This window comes from Psychrobacter sp. R86515, assembly GCF_042466315.1.
Lineage (GTDB): Bacteria > Pseudomonadota > Gammaproteobacteria > Pseudomonadales > Moraxellaceae > Psychrobacter.
In genome coordinates this window covers 1,151,671-1,176,876 of the sequence record NZ_JAXHCC010000001.1, presented here as the reverse complement: position 1 = coordinate 1,176,876, position 25,206 = coordinate 1,151,671, and the positions used below count along the sequence as shown (strand labels likewise).

Sequence of the window (25,206 nt, the reverse complement as noted above, 5' to 3'; positions counted from 1 at the left end):
TTAGTCTACTTCATACCACGTTTTTGGTTGTAGAATGAAACGCTCATGAAATATCAATTCGGGCGCTGTACCATTACCCAATATCTGATCAGCATTTGTCAGACCTTGTGCCTCATCTATTAAGCTATTACCACTCTTATTGCTATCAGAACCAAAACTTACTCTGTCAGTCTGGCGCTCTGCTAATGTCTGTGTACCGATAAGTAGACGTTGGTTTGTAAGCGTTGAACTACGTGGGCCTAGAGTTAGCTCCTGAATTCCCTGTCCTGCTCTAACGAATCCACCAGTACCGTTCTTAGAAGTATCATCTAAACAGATACCATAAGGTAGACAATACAACTGTCGCTCTGATCCACCTACAATTTTAGCAGTGCATGAATCTGTAGGACCGTAACTCATATCTGGGTTATAGACTGTGGTGTACAAGAAGTTGTCGATAACTTCAGACTTACCAATACCTTTTGTATATCTGACATTGTCGTAGCCATCGAAGCGTGTTAATGGATAGTACCAGCCTCGCTGAACACTTGATTGCATTGTACTAATGACATTATTCTTTTGGGCTAAACTATAGCCAGCTGTTGACCCAGTTCCTATCGCCGTCGGTAACTGAACCAAATTGCTGTCCGCTAGATCAACGACTTTTTGACCATTAATGTTACTAGCTGTCGTAAAGTTGCTAGCATAAAATACTTCATTGGCTTTGGTAACATCGCTATCTATAATTCCATAAAGTCGATCCGCATATGCAGTGGTATTACGTATTTTAGATAATGGTGAGCTGCGATCGCCTGAAATCACGTTGACCAGTGCAAATAATGTATTTGTGGTTGAATTACGGTAGAAGCTAACTACTGGACGTTCATAAAAACGATAAGCATACTTTTGACTTACCGTTGTCGCATGAGTGCTTTTAAGCACGCGTGTTACTCGAGTATTACTAAATTTTGATTCAGGAGATGCTGTGCCTGATGTTACTGGCTTGACGAAACCAGCATTGGTAAAGTCCGCACGAAACACCTGACCACCCAAATCTGCAAAGTAGATATGGTCCATAAAACCGTCATTATCACGATCCAAAGTCGTAACACCACCAACAATACTGTTCTTCATGTCCGTAACTGTTTTAGTAGCCCCACTATCACTAGATGCCGACCATATTAATGCACCATCTTTTGCGTTGATAATGTAGACCGCATTACCTTTAGCTGAGGTTTTTGCAGAACAGCCACCTAACAATGAATCTACGATACCAACCTGAAAGCTTTCATTCTCATAACATGTATCATAACCACCACCAAATACCAGAACATCAGTCCCTGTATCTGAGCTACTGGTTTTAATTTTTGCTTTGGTCGGTTTTGCCCATATTTGCCCCATGCGGCTAAAACCTGCAGTCGAAGGCGTAATAGAGAACAACATCTTTGGACTGTCTATATTGCCAAGATCGATGCCGTAAAAAGCCTCACCCCCCATTCTTAATCCGCCATAAGCAAATACACCTTTGTTACCACTAGTATCGATAGATACTCGTTTATTTGGAAAATCATACTGATAATCTGTATTGACTAACCATGGTGCATCAATACCAAAATTTGGCGTTCCAATCTCAGTTTTGGTACTATCCTTTATGAGCGCATCTGACTGGCTAGTACTTCTCAGCATCTCTCTCGGAATAATGACGAATCTTTCCTTTCCGCCATCACCAGCATTACTATAGTTGTCGGCATTGACAAGGTGCAATCCGCCTTCAGTAGATCCAAATAATATATAATCGTCACGTTGGTCGGTAACTTTACCATCAGCATCTAGTGTTGCAGAATAAGACACAGATGCTGGTGTAGAGTGCAATGTCGCACCAACAACTTTGATTGCTTTCGAAGCATTCGCAGTACTCAGTGTCATGTCCTTAACTGCTGTAGCAGTACTTGGAAGAACATCGAAGCCTAAAAAGTTCAATAGCTTCCTCAAAGAAGTCTCAGAGTAAGTGCCTGTATCATTGAACTTATTAGTACTAGAAAGTGGAGCATTATCTAGTGTTACTTTTCCAGCACTGTTTACACCAAATTTCCTCAACATAGTGGTTTGGTTTGTAGCACTCTTCCAGTCCTCTACATATAACGTCCTAACTGAAGATACACCTGTATCTGGTGTTTTTAGTTGCGCATAGAACCCACCAGATTCCACTTTATCATTTGCATTGGTATAGTCTTTGTCAGACCATAAATCTTGTGTCGTTTTGTTCAACTCCCCTGCTGTATTTTTGAACAGCTTTGCACTATTTTTACCGTATAGTGTTCCTTCATTCAAATTGTATTTTTTCATATTACCTTCCCAAATCACTGAGTTCTCAGCAACTTTAGGCTGTAGGGTTGGGTAATAAGCGATAGCAAGTTGGCTATCAGCACGATAAGGATCGTTAGGAACGATGATAGTACCTGAAGGTGTAGAAGGTAATGTTTGATTAAGGTCACTAACAAAGGTTGTAATACTATTAACAATATCATCTGTGGATTGTGCTGAATAGAAACCACCTTCACCAAACCCACCTACATTGGGTAACGATGGGTGTGACTTTGCTCCCCAGTTACAAGCATTTTTTGCATCAACGCCTGTAATTTTTTCACAGTTATAAAAATCACTTGTTTTCTGCGTGCCTTTGGAATCTACGTACGAAAGCCTACGAATTACCCTTTCTGTTTCAGGCAAGGCTGCATCGGCTACACGATCAACGTCGAAACTTGAACCAAACCCAACCACAGCTGTTAAGATTTCACCATTTACCCCTAATGGATTGAGAGCTGGATTACGCAACGCTTTAGCAAATGCTCCTACTTCAGGCATACCATTGTTATTTTCACTACCGCTTGGTAACGCTCCTGAAGATGGCACACTAAAAGTATTTCCCGTAACGTTCAGTGCTGACCTCATGAGGGTAGTAGGAGAAGGTGCACTATTTGGATTACCATCTGTTAAGAAGTATATTCCTCTTCCATCACAGCTAGCACTAGTAGTAGACGACAATGGGCTAATATAATTATTACCACTCTTAGAAGATGACACAGAGTCACTAAAACCACTATAGGAAGAGTTAGAGGTATTGGTACCCAACATATAAGCGCCAGCCTCAGCATAAGCATTGGCTGTTGGCGTACCATTTTCACCATTCAAGCCTGCTACTGCTACTTTAATAGCAGTACGCTGTGCTGGGGTAATTAATGCTGCTGGCACAAGGATTTTTCCACTCCTACCATCGCCACCTTTATACTGGTTGTTACTATTACTCTGTGTAGAAAACTGACCAATACCGATAGCAACCTTTGTAGAATCTAACTGAGTACTGTCCATCAAGGTAAATATGGCATCTTTAAGACGTGTTAGGCGATCATAAGTGCGATAGTCATTCGTGTAATAGTAACCATTACCACTGTTAGTCCCGTAATTTAACCCACTAACTGAAGGAGCTGATATTTCTGTATTACACTCCGTAGTGCCGAAATTAAAGCTCCCCAAGCCATCACTATCGCCACAACGATACCACTTATTATTACTTGCCTTACGATAGAAAAACTTCCTAGTCTCACAATAGTTTTTAGGATATGTAGGTACAGTTGAAGATATTTCAGACCTTCTAGTATAAGACACTCCTGAAGGTAAATCACAAGCATAACTCACTTGGTTGATACTCATACTACCTGAGGTATCCAACATCATGGTAATAGTAGTTTTACCACCTTCAGCCGCTTTATAAATCTCTAAGTCGCCAATTTGTTTATTTGCGACATCCGCTTGTGATATTGGCATCGCAACCATTGATGCCATTACAACGACTAAATATTTCAGTGGTAACGTACGTTTTTCCGTGTTTTTTGATACGTTGTCAAGTCGTTTCATGACATCTATCCTTTATGAAATTAGCGTAATTAATAAGCAGATTAGGGGGTAACTGAGAGTATGCATTTTGATGACAGTGTGCCTTTACCATATGGTATACATAAGGTGGACGAAGAAGCATTTTCTACATCTACTTGCTCATATAGCATTTTGCTTGGCGTAGATGCAGACAACATACAATCGCTTAGAGATTTTTTGCCAGTAGCTACATTGGCATTTATACTGGTTTGCTCAAAACACTTGTCACTGCCTACTTTTGGTTCGTTGTAAGCTGGTAGAGCGGAAGAGGCTCGAACGTCAAACTGGTAACGTTTACTGGTCCTATCTTGTACCTCTTTACCGATAACCATATGATCAAACACAGGTGTATTGGGGTTGGTAGGCGTAACTGTAACACTCATTTGTGTCATGACTGTCTGTCTAGCACTGGTATAGTCATTGGCGTTGGTATAATCACAGAATCCACCGCTTAAACTACTCCAATAGCCACCAGTCGATTTTTTGACAGAGGCATTTGCGGCCAAGTATTTTTTAGTGCGAGGATTGAAACAATAAATAAATTCGTTGGTTGCATTGTCTGGATTCAATAAAAAATGACCAAACACCCCTGCTGCACTTGTTACGTCGCGGTACTCTTCAGAACTCGGACTACCATTAACCATCATTTCTAGCTTTTGATTGGCGCTATCAGATGATTGTAATAAAACCGTATTTATTTGATCACTCGTTGCAATTTTTAAATCGGTATTACTTTGTCTAACGGCTATCGCGCCTGCTAACATAATGAGAACTAAGAACAATAGCACCACGATCAGTGTTGCCCCACGCTCTCCATTAGAATATATCTGACCACTTTTCTTTCCTTGGTCTAAAGAATGTGATAAACGATAGTGGTTGCTCATTTCAAATTATCCTAATAGGTCTTAAGGAGTTAAGCTAGTATCAACATCAATCACTCGTGCATTACGCAATAGCGTTGTAGATTCATAACTTGTACGCACTTGCTGTTGGCGAGTAGTGTCTGTCTTCAAACTATTACTTTGGCCCAGTAAGGTAAATGAAGATTGGTCATTACTACCTATAATAGGTGTCGTACCATGAACAATAAGACCTATCTTCACAGCTGTTATTGACGGCTTCGTCGCCATCAATAAATATGAGCTGCTTGGTAGATACATCATTTGGCCTGCACTGGCTGCTGCTGACGATTTTGTACCTAGTAAAATTTTAAATTGGTCAACATTGATAATAAACTCTTGACCAGCTGTGCCAAAATTACGAGAGTCTGTTGACGCACCAACAGTGAGTATGCCACCAGTTGGACTAACCCTTCCTGCATCACAGGCTAGTACTAAATTTCTTATATTACCGGTACTCGTATCACCTGTTGCTCTGCGTAAAAAGTAGCGCTCCACTACAATATCATTAACAGCAGCATCCGCACCTTCACAATCACTCATGACATTGCCCGTTGTATTGGTGTATTGAATGGTCAACTGATCGCTATTAACATTAGTATTAGAGATACCTGTCCATCCATTGGTGCCAATAGCACTATCACCATCACGTCTTGTTAGATAGGCGGTATTAGTATAAGGTGTTGTTATACCTAGATTAGCAGCAGTTAATACAATTCCCCCATTTACCGTTGTACTGGTAATTTGAGTAGTTGGATTACCTAAATTTGCGATTCGTACTTTTTTCTCTAACTGTTGTAGTCCAAATATACTTGCATCTTGTAGTTCGCTACCACTAGATTGAATACTACTGGTTTTAACATTGATTAAATATACTTGCATCACGGCAGCTGATACTAGTAAACCTAAAATCAGAGAAATCATAAGCTCTATTAACGTAAAGCCTTGTTGATGTTCATATCTGCGACTATAGCTTGATATCATCAGTAAGCCTCCATAATAAAGCACTCTGCACCATTCTTATAAGTACCATCTGCATTAGCACAAGCAGTCGATAAACTATTATCCAACGTAATCGTTGTATCTCCCCAACTAGCAACAAAACACTGACGCTCTTGGTTACCCGATGTACCAGGACAGCCATTTGGTACTAAACCAATCGTAATATCATTCGCACTTGCATACGATCTGACTAATAGGCCATCACGAGTCGCAAGCTGCGCAAGCGTACAACTATCAGCAGCTACTGGTACGGTATTGGTGTTTTTTATACAACTGTCTTTTGTAATACTAGTACCATCGATAGTAACTGAGTCAGCTGTACCGTTTATAGCTGTTTTAAAAGCACTGATACCATCAGGATTGGTGCGCATTATCTCAGCACCACCTCTCATTATAGTTAGTGCCCGAGTGCGCATAAGACTTTCATCTGTGGCTTTTACTGCTGACATTTGCATAGCCGTAAAGCCCAATACAGCGACTGCTAACAGTAATAGCGCTACTAACACTTCTACCAATCCTACACCTTGTTGCTGGCTGACGTTTTTCATTAACAACTCCCAGCGTTTGTAATATCAACATTAGCAATACTCGTAAGACTAACCTGCTTAGGAGATTCACTAGTAGAGCCGCTATCGCATACTGTATAAACTACTGTTGCACCCCCATCTATTGACTTACTAGGTCGAAAAACAATATTAGTAACAGTAGCAGGACTAATTTGTTGTGTTACCGCGCTCTGTCTATTGAGATTATAGCTAGAGATACTAGTTCCATTAGCTTGCAATACAATTTTACTAGGAGTAGTAGACGTATCATATAAAACAGTAATATTCTGCCGACGAAGAATGCTTTCTACTTTAGCCTCTTTTAACGCATTAGCAATCGTCGCCGCCGTCGACTTAACCCGTTGGTCTGCAAGCTGAGTACTAATATTAGGCGCCGCAATACCTGCAATAATGGCGAGTACAGTAATGGTTACCATTAGTTCAATCAAGGTAAAACCTGAACTAGTATTTTTTAGCTTAGGTAATAATTCGTTCAAAGATGCGTTCACATCATATTCCTATTTAAAACGGCAATTAACTATCTTTCGTCTATATCTCACTAAAATTTATTGTAAGTATCTTATATTTTTAGCTTACTACTATTTTTATACTGACTACCCTAATAACATGCAATTTTCGTTCCACGACATATAACTAATAATGTTTAAAAAAGTCGATATTTGTCACTTGATATATGTAACTTATCCATAAATATGTAAAATCATTATCGACGTATACAGCCGTAAAACAACAAATTAGTATACATAATTATAATAATATAGCGTTAAGGAAATATATTAGCAATAATTAGATATTACTGATAAAGATAAATTGAGTTTAGAATTTGCTGCCATGTGCTAATACGTAAGCAGAAATTTGATAACTATTGTGGCTGTTAGCCGTTGCTGATTTTACTGTTGCAGGTGGAATGAACGCTCGTGCTAATGCTTGTAAGCTTGCACCTGTGGTAGATACGTCATCAAATAATAGTAAGCGTTTTGTAGGAGGGTTTTCGATTAGAGCAAAGGCGTCATTTAGGTTGCTAAGACGTTCGGCACGAGACAGTCCCTGCTGACTAACTGTATCGTCAATACGCTTGACGCCCTGCCATAAAGGAATTTGCCAATGTTTAGACAATTGGGCAGATAGAATACTGACAGGATCGAACCCACGTTTGACCAACCGTTGATTTGTCGTTGGCATAGCAACAATCACGCTGTTATTGCGATGACAACCGTGTGGACGCGGTAATTGACGTATGGTATGTAATAGTAACGGCAATTTCGTCATATCCTCTTGATGCTTAAATGCTCGGATAGATTGACGTATCGGATACTCATAGTAAGTGGAGGCTTGGATAGATAGAGATACGCTAGGAGCGATATCAACTTTAAAAGGTCTTGGCAACCAAGTAATATCGTTGTGACAGTGAGCACAAAGTAAACCACTGCTCAAATGGCTGTTTGCTTGATGAACGATGTTAGTAAGAAAGGAGTGTTTCTTTAAGGCTGTCCGTGTAGGCGGCGCATTCGTTATGTTATCTAGGCTAGATTGTGTTTGATGGTGTAGTAGTTGAGATTGTGGTGTACTACGATAAATACGGCATAGTTGGCAGCGCATATCCATATACTCTGCCAACCACAGTCCAGTTTGATAAGGCACTAAACGGCGCATAAACTATAACTTGTCATAACTTATCATAAATTTCATCTATGTTAGAGCCTTTTTCAAATTGATACCACTTCCGAATTAAAGCCCTTTCCAATCGTTCAGTACGATACCAAAGCCGATAGAGGTATTTTCATGATTATAATCAATGATCGACTCACCATAGCCTTGGAATAGCTGAACCATACCATTAACGTTCTCTGATATAGGATAGATATAGTCGATTTGCGCAGCACCTTTATTGGTACCTGGATTGTAGCGCAAGGTACCGCTAATGCTCTGATCAGCCGGCAAGTCATATAAGAATTTGATATCACCGTAGCCCATGTAGTCTTCGATATCTGGATTATCGTCATCACTACTACTTTCATTATTTACTCGAGCCCATAGGCGCGGTATGACTGAGAGCCTGCCCCACTCTGCACCCGCCATGAGGTAAGCACGATTCCATGAACGTGATAATGGATCATCTTGTCCATTCGAGTGATGGACAGCACCTGCGCCCAACATACGTAGACGTCCACCAAAAGGTAGATCTGCTGTCACAGGTTGGGTTAAGAATATTTCAGGTTGATAATCGGTAGCACGGAATGGACGCGAGTTGTCTTCGTTATAAACTTGCCAATGTGATTCTTGAGTATAGCCAAACCATAGGTCAGCACTGGTATCAAACAAATCTTCTGCGACTTTTGTTTTTAGGGATAATTGGAATTTTAGCTCAGTTTCGCGTATGTCATTAGAATTAAAAGGATCTGTTTCTTGTGATGGTGTGCTTGGATTCAAATTAGGATCGAAAGTATAAAATAATGGCAACAGATACGTCGGTCGATATGGTCTAACCGTCCAAGTACCACGCTCACTGTTTTTATCTAGGTCATAAGATAGACTGAGTGGCGAGAATTTTTCGATGTCTGTTTGAGTGACACCTACATTTTCTAAAATCTGTGCTTCACTATTCGTCTCAGCATCTATTTCTACGTTGCCATTTGCCTTCAATTTGCTGGCTGCTGTTTGCTGATTGGTCATCAAGATGGTATCTGCATCTTCAACTGTCGTACCACTCATCGCCGTTTGAGACTCAGCCAATATCACTTTTGGATTACCTGAGACCGTACTTTGAAAGGTTTTTGCCAAATCAATTGGTTGTTTGGTTGAGGTATAGCTTGGTGTCTTACCTTGTTCAGCTACTTTATCAAAACAAGCTAGGCGAGCAGCACTAGACTGGACTTGCGTACATTCAGAAAACAGCTTGGCTTGTTGAGCAATAAATTCTTTGCTAATTATTTTGCCACTTTGTGTACTCATATCAGAAGATATCGCACTGTTATCAAGACTCTGTGATAGGTCAAGATCCTCATATTCAAATGCAGCTTCAGGTGCTGGCAGTTCGTTATAGGTTTGAGAATCATCAGCAGCTTGTACTTGTATCGCGGTACAACTCAACGCAAGAGCAACTGCAATACGAAGAGGCATATGTGCATTCTGGTAAGACGGCTGTTGGTGACGCTGAGTAATGGTATGGGCAAACATAAGTGTCCTTTATCTAACTAGCATTAGCGCTAGCAGAGTATATGAGGTAATTAATATAGCCATTAGCGTTATCGCTAAAATAGAATTGACTGAAACTATCAGCTAATCGCAGATATTAGGAGCGAAAAAAATGACAATTAGTGCCCCTGCTGCATTGTTTCTTTATTGTAATGAAAATATAAGCACGATACTAGCTTTATCGATAGTTAAAATAAGCATCTATCAATATAATTACTTATATAACAAATACTTAATAAACATTCTATAGTATGAATTTAATAGTATCAAAAAAGCCAGCATACTTTTCTTAGTATACTGGCCTTATTAATATTCTTAAGAATTTTCGAAATATTACACTGATTTCTTAAGTGTTCATTGTTAAATATTAGTTGTTCAACGCCGATAATGTTTGCTCAAATTCTGAGCGACCAATCTCACCCACTTGCTGATTTACTAGCTGACCATCAATATAATACAGTAACGCTGGTGGACCAAAGAGTTGGTAACGAGACAACACGGCTTTTGAGTCTGCTGTCGTCTCAGTGATATCGAGCTTTACTAGTTGCCAATCTTGCATCTGTGCTGGACGATTATGAAACAGGTTCTTGTCCATAATGCGGCACTCAATACACCACTCTGCTGTCAGATCAACAATGACATTCGGATTGGCTGCGACAATGGCCTCTAGCTCTGCAAGCGTCGTGATCGTCTTATCAGTGGTGCTATCACTATTCACTGGTTGACCAGATGTTGACTGTACCATCATCGGTGCTGCACCCAACGACGCTAATGGATGTAAGCTATCATCATTACCCAATGCAGCGCCGACTATTAGGCAAGCGGCCCAAATACCAGCGATAAGGCTTAGTGCTTGGGTCAGCATACGACCTTTACCTAGCCAACTCCATGCCCATGTTGCCACGACCATAAACCACAATGCCCATACCATCAGCATGACTGGCGATATAAAAACTCGCTCAATCAATAACAAAGCCACGGCAAATAGTAGTAAAGCAAAGCCTTGCTTGACCCAATTCATCCACTCGCCTGCTTTTGGCATAATCTTGCCTTGAGTAGCACCGATTAGGATAAGCGGCGCTGATAACCCAAAACCTAGCATAAATAAAGCGGCAAAGCCGAGCAACGGACTACCAATGGTAGAGACCGCTAATAATGCCCCAAATAATGGCGCAGAAACACAAGGTGACACGACTAGCGCTGATAAAAACCCAGCGATTAAACTGCCGCCTGTACTACCAAGCTTACTGTCACCTGCTTGGCTTAGGCCTTGCATCTTTCGACTGATCGCTTGTGGCAAACGTATGCTGAAAAGACCTAGCATATATAGCGCCAGCAGTATGAAAACAATAGCAAAGCTAATGAGAATAATTGGATTCTGCAGCCAACCAATAATACCTAAAGATTCACCGAATATTGCGATAACAGCGCCCAAAATTCCGTAAGCAGTCGCTACCCCAATCGCGTAACTGGTGGTCAAGATGACACCGCGTTTGACCGTTGGGTTTTGTTCGCGGGCTACAATGTTGGCCACGATAGGTAACATCGGTAACACACATGGCGTCAAGGCCAAGCCTAAGCCTGCTAAAAATAATAGTACTAATGCCAGCCAAGGGTGAGAAGCCAAACCAAAAGGATCGCTATCAACGAAACTATTGTTTGATGCGTTTTCGCTATTGGCCGTCTCGCCTGTTACGCTGCTATTTGCTGCAGAAATCGTATTCGTCGCTGCACTACTATCTAAAGAATCATACTCTACAGCGCTGTCATCAATGAGATCATAGTCAATAGCACCATCGTCTGTCAGTGCTTGCGCCTCATCAGGCAAAGTATTATCAAGAGCTGTTGAGCTTACTTCCTCTAGTTTCGCCGTAGCACTATTCTCTGAGTCGGTTCGAGCTCGCAGTACTCTCACTATCTGCTGATACCTGTGTCGATGCGGCTACAATATTGACAGTCGTATTAATCTTTTCAGGTGGATAGCATAGTCCTGCTTTTGCACAGCCCTGCCAGCCTACGACGATAGCGGCACTATCTATATTCTTACCACTATTGTTCGTCAGTGTGGTGGTAGCGACCATATTCGCTTGGTCAAATACCAGTACTTTGCCAAATGTTGGATCATCTATCGAATATGGTGTCTGGCTAAAGGTAAAAGGTGCAGCCGTCACGCCAGCGGGTAGCGTAAGCTTAATTTGCTTTTTATAGACGTAATGTTCAGGAGTGATATCAAAATTAACAGATAACCGCGTACCTGCTTTGACAGGGGTACTATCTGTACTTACCTGAAACGCTTGATCTACTGGCAAAAACTTTGACTTCGATGAGCTTTCACTACTACCGAAAAGGTCGCCTAACCCTGCCGCTTGTACCGTCGATGTCGCTGATAAACCTGTCAGCAATGAGCCACTAGCGATGGCAAGCGCTAAGATATGGGATTTTTTCGAATGGGTAGATACGCTAAATGATGAAGACTTTGGTGATGTCTTGATGGACATGAATGGCTACCTATTATTACCGATATTTTAATCAATCTGCTCGCTATTTATCTGCGTGTCGCAGCAATGTCTATCTTGGTTTTAATTTTTTCTGGTGGATAGCATAGCCCAGCCGTTGCACACCCTTGCCAACCAATAATAATAGGCGCGTTTTTGGCGCCCTTACCATTACTGGTCGTCAGTGTCGTGGTTGCAATGACGCTTCTTTGCGTAAATACAGGAACCTGACCAAAGGTCGGATCATTGATTGATACTGGTGATTGATTAAAAGTGAACGGCGTGGCGCTTATTCCTTTAGGGAAGCTCAACGTAAGCTTATCCTTGTAGACATAATGCCCTGGCGTAATTTCAAAACTGATCGACAACCGCGTGCCTTTGGAAGTCGCTTTGGTATTACTGACCACCTGAAAGGCTTCATCCACTGGTAAGAACTTTGATTTTGCCGAGGAGCTATTTTTAAATAAGTCGTTTAGACCTGCTGCTTGGGCACTGACCGATGTCATTGACAAGGCCGTTACCAATGAAGTGCTTGCAACGGTTAGAACCAATTTATAAAGGTTTTTAGAAAAATATTTATTAGAATTTTGGATCAACATAAATGATTACCTTTAATTGCAGTTTGCGATGACTATTTTGGTGAGCGCCTAGATATATTTATAGCACTGACTATCAAACTTGTACTGAACAGCAGGCGATTTATCTACTGATAAAAAATATCAACCAATAAGGGAATATTGGTTGATATTTATAAATTGTTGAAAGTGCATGGATGAACGAATGTTTCATTCTACAAAGCTATATCAGTATCAAAATTTATTTACTATACCTTTGTTATTAAGCTTTATAGCTGAGCATAAAGATCCGCATCTTGACCTTCACCACCTTGTTGACCATCAGCACCTAACGAAAATAAATCATAAGGGCGCCCTTCACTACCTGGTGCAACATACTGCATCTCATTTTCCCAGCCATCGGTTGGATAGCCACCTTTAATATACCCACCTTCAGGATAGTTTTTTGCATCAGCAGGCGGTGTCGTAAGCGCTTCTAACCCTTGGGCGGTTGTCGGATAGCGTGAATTATCAACCTTATACATATCTAGCGCATTTGAGACAGTGGCAAGCGCCGTTTCAGTTGTTTTCACACGGGCCTTATCACTTTGACCAACTACTTTTGGTACCACTAATCCAGCAAGAATGGCTAGGATCACAATAACGACCATAATTTCGATAAGAGTGAATCCTGCTTGACCAGACTTTTTTGTCGCACTGCGCTGCATAGCTGAAGAAGCACTCTTATGGTCACTTACAATATTTGAATGGGATTGCGTATCCTGAGTAGCACTTTTTGGCGTTATATTTACTTGGAATTTGTCAGTCATAGTCATCGCATTGGTCATCACAGTTATGTAAATAGTAAAAGTGGCGTTCTATCATAGCTCTCATTAATGATATATCAATGAGCTCTGAAACTACTGTCACTATAAACCATGGTTTTATTTTTATCCAGCGCTGCGCCCAGTTTGGGTTTGGGTTTGCTATTTTAGCCAAAGCTAAATATTGAATGACACCAACTGTATGACTATTAAACCGTGCTTACTATAGCGCGGCGCTGGTGTTTGCCATAGCAAAAATAGCGTTCGTTCAACAATATACAACAGTAAGCAAACCTTAAGAAAGCTAGTCCAAGGTTTAGCAAGCAAGTTAAGTGATATAAATAGAGTAAAAGAGAACTAAATAGAGGTTTTGGAGATTGGCAGCTAGCTATACATAAAGAATGATAAATCATTGGCTAGCGAATGAGCCTAGCCTGCTAAATCATTCATATTAACGATAGGTAGCATAACCGCCATCACAATAATCATGACTACTACGCCCATTAGCACCAGCATTAGAGGTTCAAGTAATGATAATAAGGTGCTGATAAAATTGGTTGCTTCTGCCTCCTGCATATTGGCGGCACGGCTGAGCATATTTTCAAGCTCGCCTGAGTTTTCTCCGCTTTTTATCATCTGTACCATCATCGGTGGAAAGTAAGTAGATTTCTCTAGCTGGCTAGACAAGCTAGAGCCTTCTGTCACCCTATCAGCCGCAGTGATAATGGTTTTTTGAATATGCAAATTGGTTGTGACCGCAGCCCCAATATGTAATGCCTCAATCAATGGCACCCCTGAGCGTACTAGTATCGCAAGAGTACTGGCAAAACGCGCGGCATTCAGACCTTTGGACAATCTAGCTAGTATCGGTAATCTTAGTACCACGCTATCGATAGTTAATTTACCTGCTTGCGTTTGGGCAAAACGGTAGAATAAAAATGCGGTACTTACCAATACCAATAGTATTAGCCACCACCACTGAGTAATGATATTTGATAGTGTGAGAACGATTTGAGTAATTAAAGGCAGCGCTTGCTCAGACTGTTCAAAGACTTTGACAATTTTGGGCACGACGAAGCTCATTAGTCCCATAATTACTGCAATTGCCATTACCATCAGGACAATTGGATAGACCATGGCCCCTTGGATTTTCTTTTGAAGGGCAAAGCGGTTTTCGGTGTAGTCTGCTAGTTGATTGAGGATAAGGTCGAGGTGACCAGATTTTTCACCTGCGGCAATCGTAGCGATATATAATGGCGGAAAGCTAGCGGCTTGTTGCAGAGCACGTGCTAAGCTGAGTCCTTCCAGAACATGTGAGCGTACCGCAAGCATCAGGGATTTGATATGAGTCTTTGGTGATTGTTTAGCAACCGCTGCCAAGGTTTCCTCAAGTGGGATACCCGCTGCCAATAATACAGACAACTGACGTGTCAGCAATGCCAGCTCGTATGCAGACGGTTTTTTGTAGCGGTTCTTGCTCTGACTCTGTCTGTCATTGACAGGGTTGACTTCAACGGGCGTCCATTGCTTATCACGCAACTGCTGGCGAATTTGCCGCGCAGAATCCCCCTCTAGCAAGCCTTTTTGGACAATACCATGGTCGTCAAGCGCTTTGAAATGATAGGCAGGCATGGCAACAGATATCCTAAGAGGCTTACAGGTAGACAGTTATAATTTACGACTTAATAAAACTCTATTAATTTGACATGCGACGCTTAGAAAAGTGGCGTTGAGTCATTACTATCAGGCATCAAACCTTGTAATAGCAAAACATCCAAATGCTGCTGCTGTAGTTTTTTATCGAAGTCATTGACCTCAGCGATTAGCATTCTTTCAATACGTTTATCACTCGCAAAAACGCTCAAGCGCGCACAGATGACAGCCAACTGATAAATACGTTTTTTGCAATAACCGTCAAGACCTTGTAATAGCCTAACCATATGTGGTGTCTCAAGACTGGCGTAATCATAGTCAGCCACGACTTGCTGGCCAAGAGCTGTGACGCCATAAGTAATCGACAGATGGGCACAATAATAACAGCTGAATAAATAACCAACCACATGGCCGATATAATAGCCTCGATCGTAAGTAAAACTACTCACACCAAAGTGCCCAAGTACATAACTATTGAGGCTACCTTGGTCGCGAATTGGCTTGCCGTGCTTTAACTTACCGACCGTAGCAAAGCACAATGGATTGCGACCATCTTGAGTCGTTAGCTGCCAACCGGCGGGTTGCTGTGCAGGCATATGGCGTACGATATCTGCAATAATGTCATCGACTACATGCAGCTGCTGCCAGAGTCTTTCGAGCGTATCCGTATCCATCAACCCACGTTTATCAAGCTGCTGCGCAAGTAAATATTGCTGATATTCTGCGAATTGCGGCTTCAGGGTTTGTACTAAGTAAGTAGGACGCGTATTGGCAGATGCCATATATAACAGTCGAGTACGCTCATGCTGAGCACGATAAAGCGCAACACGCTGCGTAGCGACATTAGTTTCTTGAGCCACAGGTTTTGCAGCTACTGTAAGACTATCGGATGACTCAGATATTACTGCTTCAGTTGCTACCGCCTCGATATCTGACAAAGTAAACATCGTCAATAATGCCGCCTTATCAGGTGTCTCTACCGGCTCATTTTTGCCGACATGCGGGTTCTCTATAGCAGTGTTTTTATCAACATTACTTTCTGTTTTAGCAGTTGCAGCAGCCTCTTGTTGGCCATTGTTTCCTGCATTTAGCTTTGCGGTCGGTTCAGTCATAACATACCATCAGCAGCGAAAATAAACATCGTCTCAATCCTTTTATATGCTTATCGTATAAGGACATATAACGCGCTACAACATCAACGCTTTTGTCTCGACGACTCATCAACCCATAGTACCTGAACACAGACTCATTGTCAGCTGCCCTTAACTAAAATAGCCATAGCAAGTTAACAAAGGTTTTATAGATATGAGTGGTTCAACATCTAAAAATGATATGTATTCACAAACTAAAAAAGCGCCAAGGACATATAAATGACCTTAGCGCTTCTAATCGAGATTCTACTTGAATAACTTAAATAAACAGCAACTAGAGCTATGCAAGATTGTTTTGTCGATACTGCTGACGGTATGCTTTTGGCGAGACGCCATACACACGTTTAAATGCCTGACTAAAAGTCGAGTCTGAGGCATAACCTACCATCTCGCTGATACGGCTAATACTGTTTTGCTGTAAGCGTAAATAGCGAGCCGCCAATCGTAAGCGATAATCGATCAGATACGTCAGTGGCGGCATGCCAACGGTGTCTTTGAAACGCTGTGCAAAGCTAGAACGCGACATCCCTGCCACTTCAGCAAGCTGATGAATGGTCCAGCTTTCACTCGGTGCCCCATGCATCGCGGCTAGTGCCTTGGTCAAAAATGGATCCTTCATGGCTTTGAGCCAGTTTTCTGTGGCTTCAGGCAAGCTTTCGATATAGACGCGCAAACACTCAATCATCATGATGCTTGCCCAATGATTGATTACAGCCGTTTTGCCCATACGCTCGCGCTCAGCTTCTAGTGTTAGCAGCTTTATCTCTACATCGATCACTTCAAACCGACCGTCAGCAGCATCATTGAGCTCCGGTAATATTGGTGGTAGTACTGACAACAGAGGATTAATCATCTCTTTGTCGTATTTGCATTCGATCAGTATCAAAGAAGAATTGGGGTCTCCATCGCCATCGATATCAAGTGTACGCTCAGTGCAATTGCTCAATAGTTCATCAAGCGACTCAGCAACATCGCCATGGTGATTAAGTGCGTAACTCACATGCTTGTGCGCATTCGGAATCATAATCATGTCGCCAGCGCGAGCTTCTCGTAGACCATTACCGACATCGATGCAAAAACCGCCAGACATTACTAAGTAAAATAAAATGGTGTCTTTTCTAGTAATAGAATAAGACCAATTGCCAGTGCCATTCAGACGGTAATACTTAGTCTCAAATAAATGCACGTTTTGCAGCAATACACTCAGTGCGTCCATCAATCAATTCCTCAATAATGCAGATTAATAACGATTCATCTTAAAAAAATAATACTCTTAATAACAAGTTCTGTCGGTTTGCTCTATGCGAATACTTGCTCCAATAAATAATTTTTATTAAATACAATGAATGTGATAACACTTAAGCATAATGCATCATTTAAAACGTCATGTCTATTTACTTATTAGAATTACTAAACAATAATAGAATAGACACAGTCACGCTAGGCTTTAAGGAAAACCTACAGGAAATGTTGATAAGAATTTGGGGGATTATCTAGTATTGAAGGTGCTATCAAACTCAATCTGTTTAATATTATAAAGATAATATAGAGATAAAATCGAATAGGCATAAAAAAATCGCCATCAAGGGCGAGTGCTATTACTAATATATTTTTAGGTTAAGATATGATTTGTATTGTAGATACATACAGAATAAAATATGGGGCGACTGATGGGACTCGAACCCACGACAACCGAGATCACAACCCGGGGCTCTACCAACTGAGCTACAACCGCCATAACTATTGCCAAAGAATAGGCAAGATTTGCAGGCTAAATGGTGCGCCTGGCAGGATTCGAACCTGCGGCCACCTCCTTAGAAGGGAGATGCTCTATCCAGCTGAGCTACAGGCGCTCTTAGAGGACTTTTATATACTAAGCTTACTTTACGATATATTTTACTATATCAGAAACTAAACCGTTATACATAAAAAAAAGCCTGTAAGGCTCTTAAAATAGATGGTCGGAGTGATAGGATTCGAACCTACGACCCTCTGGTCCCAAACCAGATGCGCTACCAAACTGCGCCACACTCCGAAATTCTCTATTATCACGATAGTTTGTTAATAAACTCGTTGTTGGCAATGCCGCTAACTTGTTAACGTTCCTCGCTATCGAGGTGCACATATTAAGGGGTAAAGGCGATTGTGTCAACACCTATTTTCGATTAATTTCAAATAATCGCTAATTTTTTTAAAATTACGTCAATTTCGCCAAAATAGTGACAGCCAGACCCTTTATCCATCAGTCATTCACGCTGTCATTGATAATGATATTAAGCTTTGTCCAAATGTGGCAGTACTTCACCGTTAAGTGTACCTGTCAAAACATCAAACGGCATTAACCATAAATGGGCATCAATTGATTCATTTTTTTTAATATCATCGTCACTGTCATTACTACCATAATGAGTTTGCTGCTTGAGCGCTACTGGCTGCCTATCACTACCTAGCACTGGATAAACCAACCAGACCTGCCCCGCCAAGTAAGCTTGTGCATAGCTGGTCAATTGATAAGCGTCGCTCGCACCAATTGCGGCAGCATGCGGTAAATATTTCCACTTAATATCGATGACATGACTGTAGCGACCTTTGGTCTTGCCTTTGGCTGTAGTTTGACTAGCTGCTGTATCACTCTGAGCTTGACAATCATCAGAGGCAGTTTTAAATATTAGCAAATCAGGCCGTATAGATAAGCATGCTAGTCCCTCAGCATCGTTTAGCCAGACACTTTGGGTCTGATAAAAAGGACGGTAACTACTACTAATCTGTTGAAACATCGATGCGATACGCTGACTTGCCCATTGCTCAAAAGCTTGATTCATATCAATCAATAGACATAATCTTAGCTGAGAGCTATTTTGTCTGCTTGGATCAATACCGTTACCTGTTACTGCTGCCCTCTGTTTCAATAGCCAGTATGCCAAGTCTACTAACTGATGTGCGGCGTGCAATTTTTGCTTTTGGAGTGGCTGAACGTCTAGCTGACGCTTTGCTTGAGTATATATTACCGCTATCTGCTGCATTTCACGGTTGTTGAGCGTAGACACCTGCCGCCATGGCTGCAACAGTTTTGAAGAAATAAACTGGGGTAATAAAGGCATCAAGTAAACCAATGCACTCTTAATCAATCGATTGGCCAACATGTCGTGACTTAATACGCTACTTTCACAGATGAACTTATGCGGTTGCATACTATTATGACGCAGTTGTTCTTTAATGAGCAGTCGACCTTGCAGTGATGCCTGATTGTCAATCTGAGCCTGATAATGCTTGGTGGGTTGATAATCCATTAAACGCTGCAAAAACTGCTCAATCAGCCAGTCTGATATAGGCAATACTTTTAACGGTAAAGGAGTGGACTGGGAACTAAACTGACCGAAGTTTTTCGTATTGGGTAGCTTACGATTGTTATGCGCATCAAGATGTATCAAATCCGATAGCATACCCTGTACCCAATGACGAGTCTGGACGATATCGCTAGTCTGAGTAGACTGATTGAGCTTTGGCAGTATCTCAAGCGTCATGCCACTAGGTAGGAGAATAATCCCAATGTAGTGCCCAACCTTAAGCTGCCACTGTCCTTGCTTACGCTTGATAGTAAATACTGCAGACTCTTGTGCCATTAGCCAATCGAAGTCAGACGCTTGCAAAAAATCATGCACGGTCAAATGTTGATGCTCAAACACGGTGATAACATTCATGGTAGCGACACTACTGTTAGGGATACGAGTCTTGCAACTGTTTGCCCTGATAGCATGTTGCTTGATGTAATATTGATTATTCGTTATCACTGAACAGTCACCCTGCTAGTACAAACGCTGATAGATAGCAGCATGATTAAACTCACCATCCCTAGCAATCAAGTCGGCATTGATAGTATAACTATTCACATTCATAGACTGACCAAGAAAAGAACCCTGCCCTGCAAACATTTGGTGTTCAGCGGAAGCATTGTTTTGGTTGCCCATCGGATTGTACAAGTCGTCATTCATCAATGCTTGACTGTCCTGTACGAACTGCTTGCTCGTCGGTTGCTGCTCATCTCTAAAGATATACTGCAGCACCGTAATTTGACCACCAGCTGCTTGAGCCAATTGAGGAATAATTTGTTCAACGAGAGCCGTTTGTAATTGCTCTAACTGAGTGACTGCGAATAAAAACGCATGCCCCAACTTTGCTTCTGCTCCCAGTGTTTGCACGATACGTCTATTCAAGCCTATTAGTAATTTACTCAAATTTATCGTACCTGCTTCTGAACCGTCAGATAGACCAGTATCAATGTCATTGCCGTGATAAATTGCAGATAATAGATTAGGCTGCGGTGGGCAATCCACAAAGCGAAAACGTCGGCGTAATGCCATATCAAGTGGTGCTAAAGAATGATCTTGGGTATTCATAGTGGCATAAATATCGACATTGGCAGGCACACTAAAAGTACGCCCAGAATACGCCAAACTTACTATCATCGCATTCGGCTTGTCCGCTCGTTTATCAGGCTCTATCAAACTGAGAAGCTCGCCAAACACCCGTGACACGTTAGCACGGTTAATCTCATCAATCAGCATTGCATAACGCTGCTGAGGGTCGCGGGCGGCACGTTGGCATAGCTTTAAAAACGCTCCATCTTGCACCGCGTAACTCATTTGAGTTTGATTAGAAGGGCTGTTATTTGCTTGTACAGCGCCACTCATGACAGGCCGTATACCTTCTACAAACTCTTCATAACCGTAGGCTTGATGGAAGCTCACCATACTAAAACGTTGCTGACCGATGTTTTGATTTTGATGGGCTTGGTTGTCACGCTGTGCCTGCTGAAACTCAGCTAATTGCTGCGATAAATCTTCTAGTAACACTATACTTTCAGGTAATAAATACCATGCCCCACTATTGTCTTTATCAAAATAAGCTTGGCTAGCGCGGTTATCAAAACTGACTGTTTGAGAGTTCGTAGGACTATGTCTGCGTAGCTCTAACCAAGCTGTACTATCCAGATTTTTCTCACGTGAGTTCTGAGCAGCTTTGGTCATAAAAAAAGGATGATCAATAATTTCTCGTACCTTTAACAAATCCTGCTGCTCAGCACGTAGATCTAAAAACACCAGACACAATACTTCGCGCCAGCTTAGACCTTGCAGCAGCTGTTCTAATAAGTCCTCATTTTCAGTCTTGGGTAGATAGTCGGTATATTGCTTCGCGATTTGCAGCAATCTATAGGTTTTACCTGTACCAGCAACGCCCGTATAAATAATATTGGTCGGTTCATGATCAGACATATCAGGCATAACGTTATCCAGCGGCATTGAAAACAGGTTTGAAATAGACATGCTAACATTTTGTCATTATAACGTGGCTGTCTATTGGCATGGTAACTATAGTCAACCCTCTATAAATTAGATGCAGTGTCAGTCTCACTTAATCTACTATTTGTAGTACTGTTCCTCGGCTTCCTTGTATCCAAATTATATTGAACTGACTATACCAATCACTTAATAATATTAATGCCCAAATGATGCTGATAGATAAGATGACTAGGCTGCTTTAAGTGACGATCTAAACTGATGACATAACCTAGCAACATAGCCACGCTACTATAGTTTTGTAAGCGCAGCAGTTCATGCTAATAATAGTAGGAAGGCAATGGTTGATGTACCATAGTATTTATAGAGACTTTCATTATCTATATTTGTGTCGCTATCATAAAAAGCCATGCTAAGAATGTCATTCAACTCATTTACGTTAAGGAATTTTGTATGTCAGGATTATTAAAAAAACTACCCGCCAAGTTGACCAATAAACTGCCAGCCAAAGTATCTGACAGCACAAAATCTTCAGTTGAGAAACCTAGCAGCACGCTAAAACCAATTAGCAATCAATTTACCAAACTGTTATCCGTTACCAAATATCTGCCTGCTGGAGCACGCTCAAGTATTTTATCTAAAGCCTTTGGCAAGGTCGTTCCCTATGTCGGCACAACTGGCATTTATTATGAGACGGTAGAACCAAACCAAGTCGTCGTTAGTTTAAACAACAATAAAGCCGTCCAAAACCATATCGGCTCTATCCATGCAGTCGCCATCACATTACTGGCTGAGACGGCAACGGGTTTTATTTTGGGTTTGAACTTGCCTTCTGATCGCATTCTGCTGATTAAATCTTACTCGGTAAATTTCCATCGTCCAATCAAAAAAGGTCAAATTGCTGCTATTGCAAGCTTGTCTGATGAACAGCGTTTGGATATCCTAAACACGCCAAAAGGTGAGATGATTATCCCTTGTGTCATCAAAGATCGTGAGTCTGACAGTGACCGCGATCCAATTGTGGTTGAGATGACGTGGGCATGGATACCAAAAGCGGAACTAGAGGCACGCCGCCAAGGTAAAGCGTTTGAAAAAGTCGCAGAAGATGACACTGAAAACAAGGCTTCAATCGAAGAAAGTAATGCCTCATCTACTCAAAATAATAGTGCTGATAAGTAGTTAATAAAAAATTGATAACAAACCCAATGAGGAAACAGTATGTTCAAACCTAGTACTTGCCTATCTACGCTAGCGCTAGCCGCTATGTGCTCATTGGGTTTTGTTCATAGCGCTAGTGCTAATACGACGACAGCTGTCAGCATTGCTAAATCTAACCCTACTTTCTTGGGTGATGGCGGTACTTATCCTTTTTCAGAGGCTGTACGCGTGGGCAATACATTGTATATGTCGGGACAAATTGGCTTTAAAGAGGGCAAACTGGTCAAAGGCGGTATCAAAGCTGAAACCAAGCAAGTGCTCGATAACATCCATAGCACGCTATTAAAATATGGCTACCGTAAGTCTGATATCGTTAAATGTATGGTCATGCTGACTGATATGGATGACTTTGATGACTTTAACAAAGTCTATAAAGCTGAGATGATAAAGCCTTATCCTGTACGCTCAGCTTTTGGTGTATCAGAACTGGCTGCTGGAGCAAGCGTTGAGATTGAGTGTATGGCTGCCAAATAATAGCGGCTAAAAACTCTAAAGCTCCAAAATTAGAAAAATATCAAAATAACTGGCTATTCACACCAGCTATTTTTTTGTCGGTTATACCAATGTCCAGTCCGCAAATTTATACCAGTATCGTGTCATCTGTTAACGCACTCTCCTTCGTCACTCGCAGCACTTCTTCCAATGTTGTGCGCCCTTCTATGACCTTACGTAAGCCATCTGCACGTATCGACGGTGTTTGCTGGCGTGCATACTCTTCCAGCTCATACTCAGCCGTATTACTATGAATCATACGGCGCAATGTATCATCGATTGGCACGACTTCATATATAGCGGTACGTCCTTTAAACCCTGACTGATTGCATTTATCGCAGCCTACTGGCTTGGGTAAGCGAATTGACTTATTTACTATATCTTTGGCATCACTTTTCAGCATTGACCCAATGCCAATTTCGGTAAACAGCTTGGCTTGCTCGGTATCGGCAGCCTGCCAGCTTTGACAATGTGAACATAAAGTACGCACTAAACGTTGTGCTACTACGCCAATAAGCGAAGACGACAACAGAAACGGCTCAACACCCATGTCCTGTAAGCGAGTGACTGCACCAATAGCAGTGTTGGTATGCAGCGTCGATAGTACCAAATGCCCTGTCAAAGACGCCTGTACGGCAATCTCTGCCGTTTCTAAATCACGAATTTCACCAACCATCACCACATCGGGATCTTGTCGCAACATCGCGCGCAAACTTTTAGCAAATGTCATGTCTACTTTATTGTTGACCTGCGTCTGCCCGATACCATCAAGCTGAAACTCAATCGGATCTTCAGCGGTCAAAATATTGCGAGTTTGATCATTTAAATCGGTCAATGCAGAGTATAGCGTCGTAGTTTTACCCGAGCCAGTCGGCCCTGTCACCAAAATAATGCCATGCGGACGATGGATTAAGCGTTTTAGCTCAGTATAGTCATTATCAGACAGCCCTAAGTACGTCATATTCAAACGACCAGCTTGCTTGTCTAATAGACGCATCACCACACGCTCACCAAAGCTCGATGGTAAGGTCGATACACGCACATCGACCTCTCGCCCTGCCAGTCTTAAACTGATACGACCATCTTGCGGCACTCGCTTTTCGGCGATATCTAATTTAGCCATTACCTTAATACGTGAGACTAATAGTGGAGCCAATTGACGTTTTGGTGTGATGATTTCTTTTAGCTCACCATCAACTCGGAAACGAACGACCAAGCGCTTTTCAAAGGTTTCAATATGAATGTCTGAAGCACTTAAGCGAATGGCTTCGGACAACAAAGCATTGATCAAACGAATGATAGGTGCATCGTCTTGTTGATCCATCAAGTCTTCAGTTTCAGGGACACTATCTGCCAAGCTATCGAGATCAGGATGGTCCTCAAGTCCAGCAGCAATATGCTGCGACTCCCCTGTATTGCCCGCATAAGCCGCGTTCATACGTTTTTCAAAATCATCCGCGCTGACACTTTCGTAAGTGGGTACACCGCGACTGCCTTGCTGCTGTAAAAACCGTACCGCTTCATTGATCGCTGACAACGGAGTTGCTTTGGTGAGTACCAATGTCGGCGGTAATTCAGGGTCTATCGCAAGTATGGCCAAAATCTGATGGCGTTTCGCAAAGCTGTATGGCAACTGCATCATAAATACGGCCCAATAAGTGAGGAGAGGATAAAAAGAACGCACGCCAAGACAGGGTGGATGCCTTGTCCTTAACAGTTCGAATCAAAAAAGACTGCCAGTAAGGTTGCATGAGTTTGTTATAATAGCATTTTGTTTTAGACGGGTATTATTTTATGTGACTGGCGCTTTATACCTATTGCCTAGCACATATTATTACTATCAGAGTTAGCATATCATGCGATTTTTTCGCTGACAGCTTGCCATTGCCTATTACACCTTTTAGATTACTTAGATTACCCATCATATTTTGTCTGTCCCCTTCTCCCG

The 25,206-nt window shown here is 41.7% G+C and carries 19 protein-coding genes and 3 tRNA genes; 2 read left to right on the top strand and 20 right to left on the bottom strand.

The features are described from left to right. The 19 genes from SJY28_RS05010 to SJY28_RS04920 form a co-directional block, all read right to left on the bottom strand. A complete protein-coding gene (locus tag SJY28_RS05010) occupies window positions 1-3,894 on the bottom strand; it encodes a pilus assembly protein PilY (protein WP_379543672.1) in 3,894 nt (1,297 codons plus the stop codon). 41 nt (window positions 3,895-3,935) lie between these two features. After that, entirely contained in the window at window positions 3,936-4,796 is an 861-nt protein-coding gene (locus SJY28_RS05005) for a pilus assembly protein PilX (RefSeq protein WP_296209429.1), read from the bottom strand. A gap of 21 nt (window positions 4,797-4,817) precedes the next feature. Beyond that, a complete protein-coding gene (locus SJY28_RS05000) occupies window positions 4,818-5,795 on the bottom strand; it encodes a PilW family protein (RefSeq protein ID WP_379543670.1) in 978 nt (325 codons plus the stop codon). Next, the gene (gene pilV / locus SJY28_RS04995; RefSeq protein WP_379543669.1) at window positions 5,795-6,361 is read right to left on the bottom strand and encodes a type IV pilus modification protein PilV; all 567 of its coding nucleotides are present in this window, start codon (window positions 6,359-6,361) and stop codon (window positions 5,795-5,797) included. The genes SJY28_RS05000 and pilV overlap by 1 nt, the downstream gene beginning before the upstream one ends. Next, window positions 6,361-6,867, bottom strand: coding sequence for a Tfp pilus assembly protein FimT/FimU (locus SJY28_RS04990; protein ID WP_379543668.1), 507 nt, complete (start codon window positions 6,865-6,867; stop codon window positions 6,361-6,363). The genes pilV and SJY28_RS04990 overlap by 1 nt, the downstream gene beginning before the upstream one ends. 328 nt (window positions 6,868-7,195) lie before the next feature. After that, window positions 7,196-8,032, bottom strand: coding sequence for a ComF family protein (locus SJY28_RS04985; protein WP_379543667.1), 837 nt, complete (start codon window positions 8,030-8,032; stop codon window positions 7,196-7,198). Window positions 8,033-8,107: 75 nt separating this feature from the next. After that, complete coding sequence (locus SJY28_RS04980) at window positions 8,108-9,556, bottom strand: phospholipase A (protein ID WP_379543666.1); 1,449 nt, start codon at window positions 9,554-9,556, stop codon at window positions 8,108-8,110. 385 nt (window positions 9,557-9,941) lie between these two features. Then, window positions 9,942-11,489 carry a protein-disulfide reductase DsbD family protein gene (locus tag SJY28_RS04975; RefSeq protein ID WP_379543665.1) on the bottom strand — a complete coding sequence of 516 codons (1,548 nt, stop codon included), beginning with the start codon at window positions 11,487-11,489 and terminating at the stop codon, window positions 9,942-9,944. After that, entirely contained in the window at window positions 11,452-12,072 is a 621-nt protein-coding gene (locus tag SJY28_RS04970; RefSeq protein ID WP_379543664.1) for a protein-disulfide reductase DsbD domain-containing protein, read from the bottom strand. Before SJY28_RS04970 ends, SJY28_RS04975 begins: the two co-directional genes overlap by 38 nt. A gap of 47 nt (window positions 12,073-12,119) precedes the next feature. Then, a complete protein-coding gene (locus SJY28_RS04965) occupies window positions 12,120-12,668 on the bottom strand; it encodes a protein-disulfide reductase DsbD domain-containing protein (RefSeq protein ID WP_379543663.1) in 549 nt (182 codons plus the stop codon). A gap of 245 nt (window positions 12,669-12,913) precedes the next feature. Continuing rightward, on the bottom strand, window positions 12,914-13,351 hold the full coding sequence (gspG, locus tag SJY28_RS04960; RefSeq protein WP_102094728.1) for a type II secretion system major pseudopilin GspG: 438 nt from the start codon (window positions 13,349-13,351) through the stop codon (window positions 12,914-12,916). 525 nt (window positions 13,352-13,876) lie between these two features. Then, window positions 13,877-15,079 carry a type II secretion system inner membrane protein GspF gene (gene gspF, locus SJY28_RS04955; protein ID WP_379543662.1) on the bottom strand — a complete coding sequence of 401 codons (1,203 nt, stop codon included), beginning with the start codon at window positions 15,077-15,079 and terminating at the stop codon, window positions 13,877-13,879. 83 nt (window positions 15,080-15,162) lie between these two features. Further along, window positions 15,163-16,212: a hypothetical protein gene (locus SJY28_RS04950; protein WP_379543661.1), complete on the bottom strand. Its 1,050-nt coding sequence runs from the start codon at window positions 16,210-16,212 to the stop codon at window positions 15,163-15,165. A gap of 319 nt (window positions 16,213-16,531) precedes the next feature. After that, window positions 16,532-17,467: an AraC family transcriptional regulator gene (locus tag SJY28_RS04945; RefSeq protein ID WP_102094695.1), complete on the bottom strand. Its 936-nt coding sequence runs from the start codon at window positions 17,465-17,467 to the stop codon at window positions 16,532-16,534. 443 nt (window positions 17,468-17,910) lie between these two features. Further along, window positions 17,911-17,986: transfer RNA gene (locus SJY28_RS04940), tRNA-His, on the bottom strand. 41 nt (window positions 17,987-18,027) lie between these two features. Then, a tRNA-Arg gene (locus SJY28_RS04935) sits at window positions 18,028-18,104 on the bottom strand. 105 nt (window positions 18,105-18,209) lie between these two features. After that, window positions 18,210-18,286: transfer RNA gene (locus tag SJY28_RS04930), tRNA-Pro, on the bottom strand. Window positions 18,287-18,524: 238 nt separating this feature from the next. Further along, entirely contained in the window at window positions 18,525-19,952 is a 1,428-nt protein-coding gene (locus tag SJY28_RS04925) for an McrC family protein (protein ID WP_379543660.1), read from the bottom strand. Window positions 19,953-20,057: 105 nt separating this feature from the next. Next, window positions 20,058-21,575: an McrB family protein gene (locus tag SJY28_RS04920; RefSeq protein WP_379543659.1), complete on the bottom strand. Its 1,518-nt coding sequence runs from the start codon at window positions 21,573-21,575 to the stop codon at window positions 20,058-20,060. A gap of 426 nt (window positions 21,576-22,001) precedes the next feature. Here SJY28_RS04920 and SJY28_RS04915 point away from each other — a divergent pair, with 426 nt between their 5' ends. Both SJY28_RS04915 and SJY28_RS04910 read left to right on the top strand, forming a co-directional pair. After that, a complete protein-coding gene (locus SJY28_RS04915) occupies window positions 22,002-22,727 on the top strand; it encodes a DUF4442 domain-containing protein (RefSeq protein WP_379543658.1) in 726 nt (241 codons plus the stop codon). Between the two features lie 39 nt (window positions 22,728-22,766). Beyond that, entirely contained in the window at window positions 22,767-23,240 is a 474-nt protein-coding gene (locus tag SJY28_RS04910) for a RidA family protein (protein ID WP_379543656.1), read from the top strand. A gap of 106 nt (window positions 23,241-23,346) precedes the next feature. Here the strand turns inward: SJY28_RS04910 and gspE are convergent, their stop codons facing one another. Continuing rightward, a complete protein-coding gene (gene gspE, locus SJY28_RS04905) occupies window positions 23,347-24,900 on the bottom strand; it encodes a type II secretion system ATPase GspE (protein WP_379543655.1) in 1,554 nt (517 codons plus the stop codon). Window positions 24,901-25,206 lie beyond the last annotated feature (306 nt).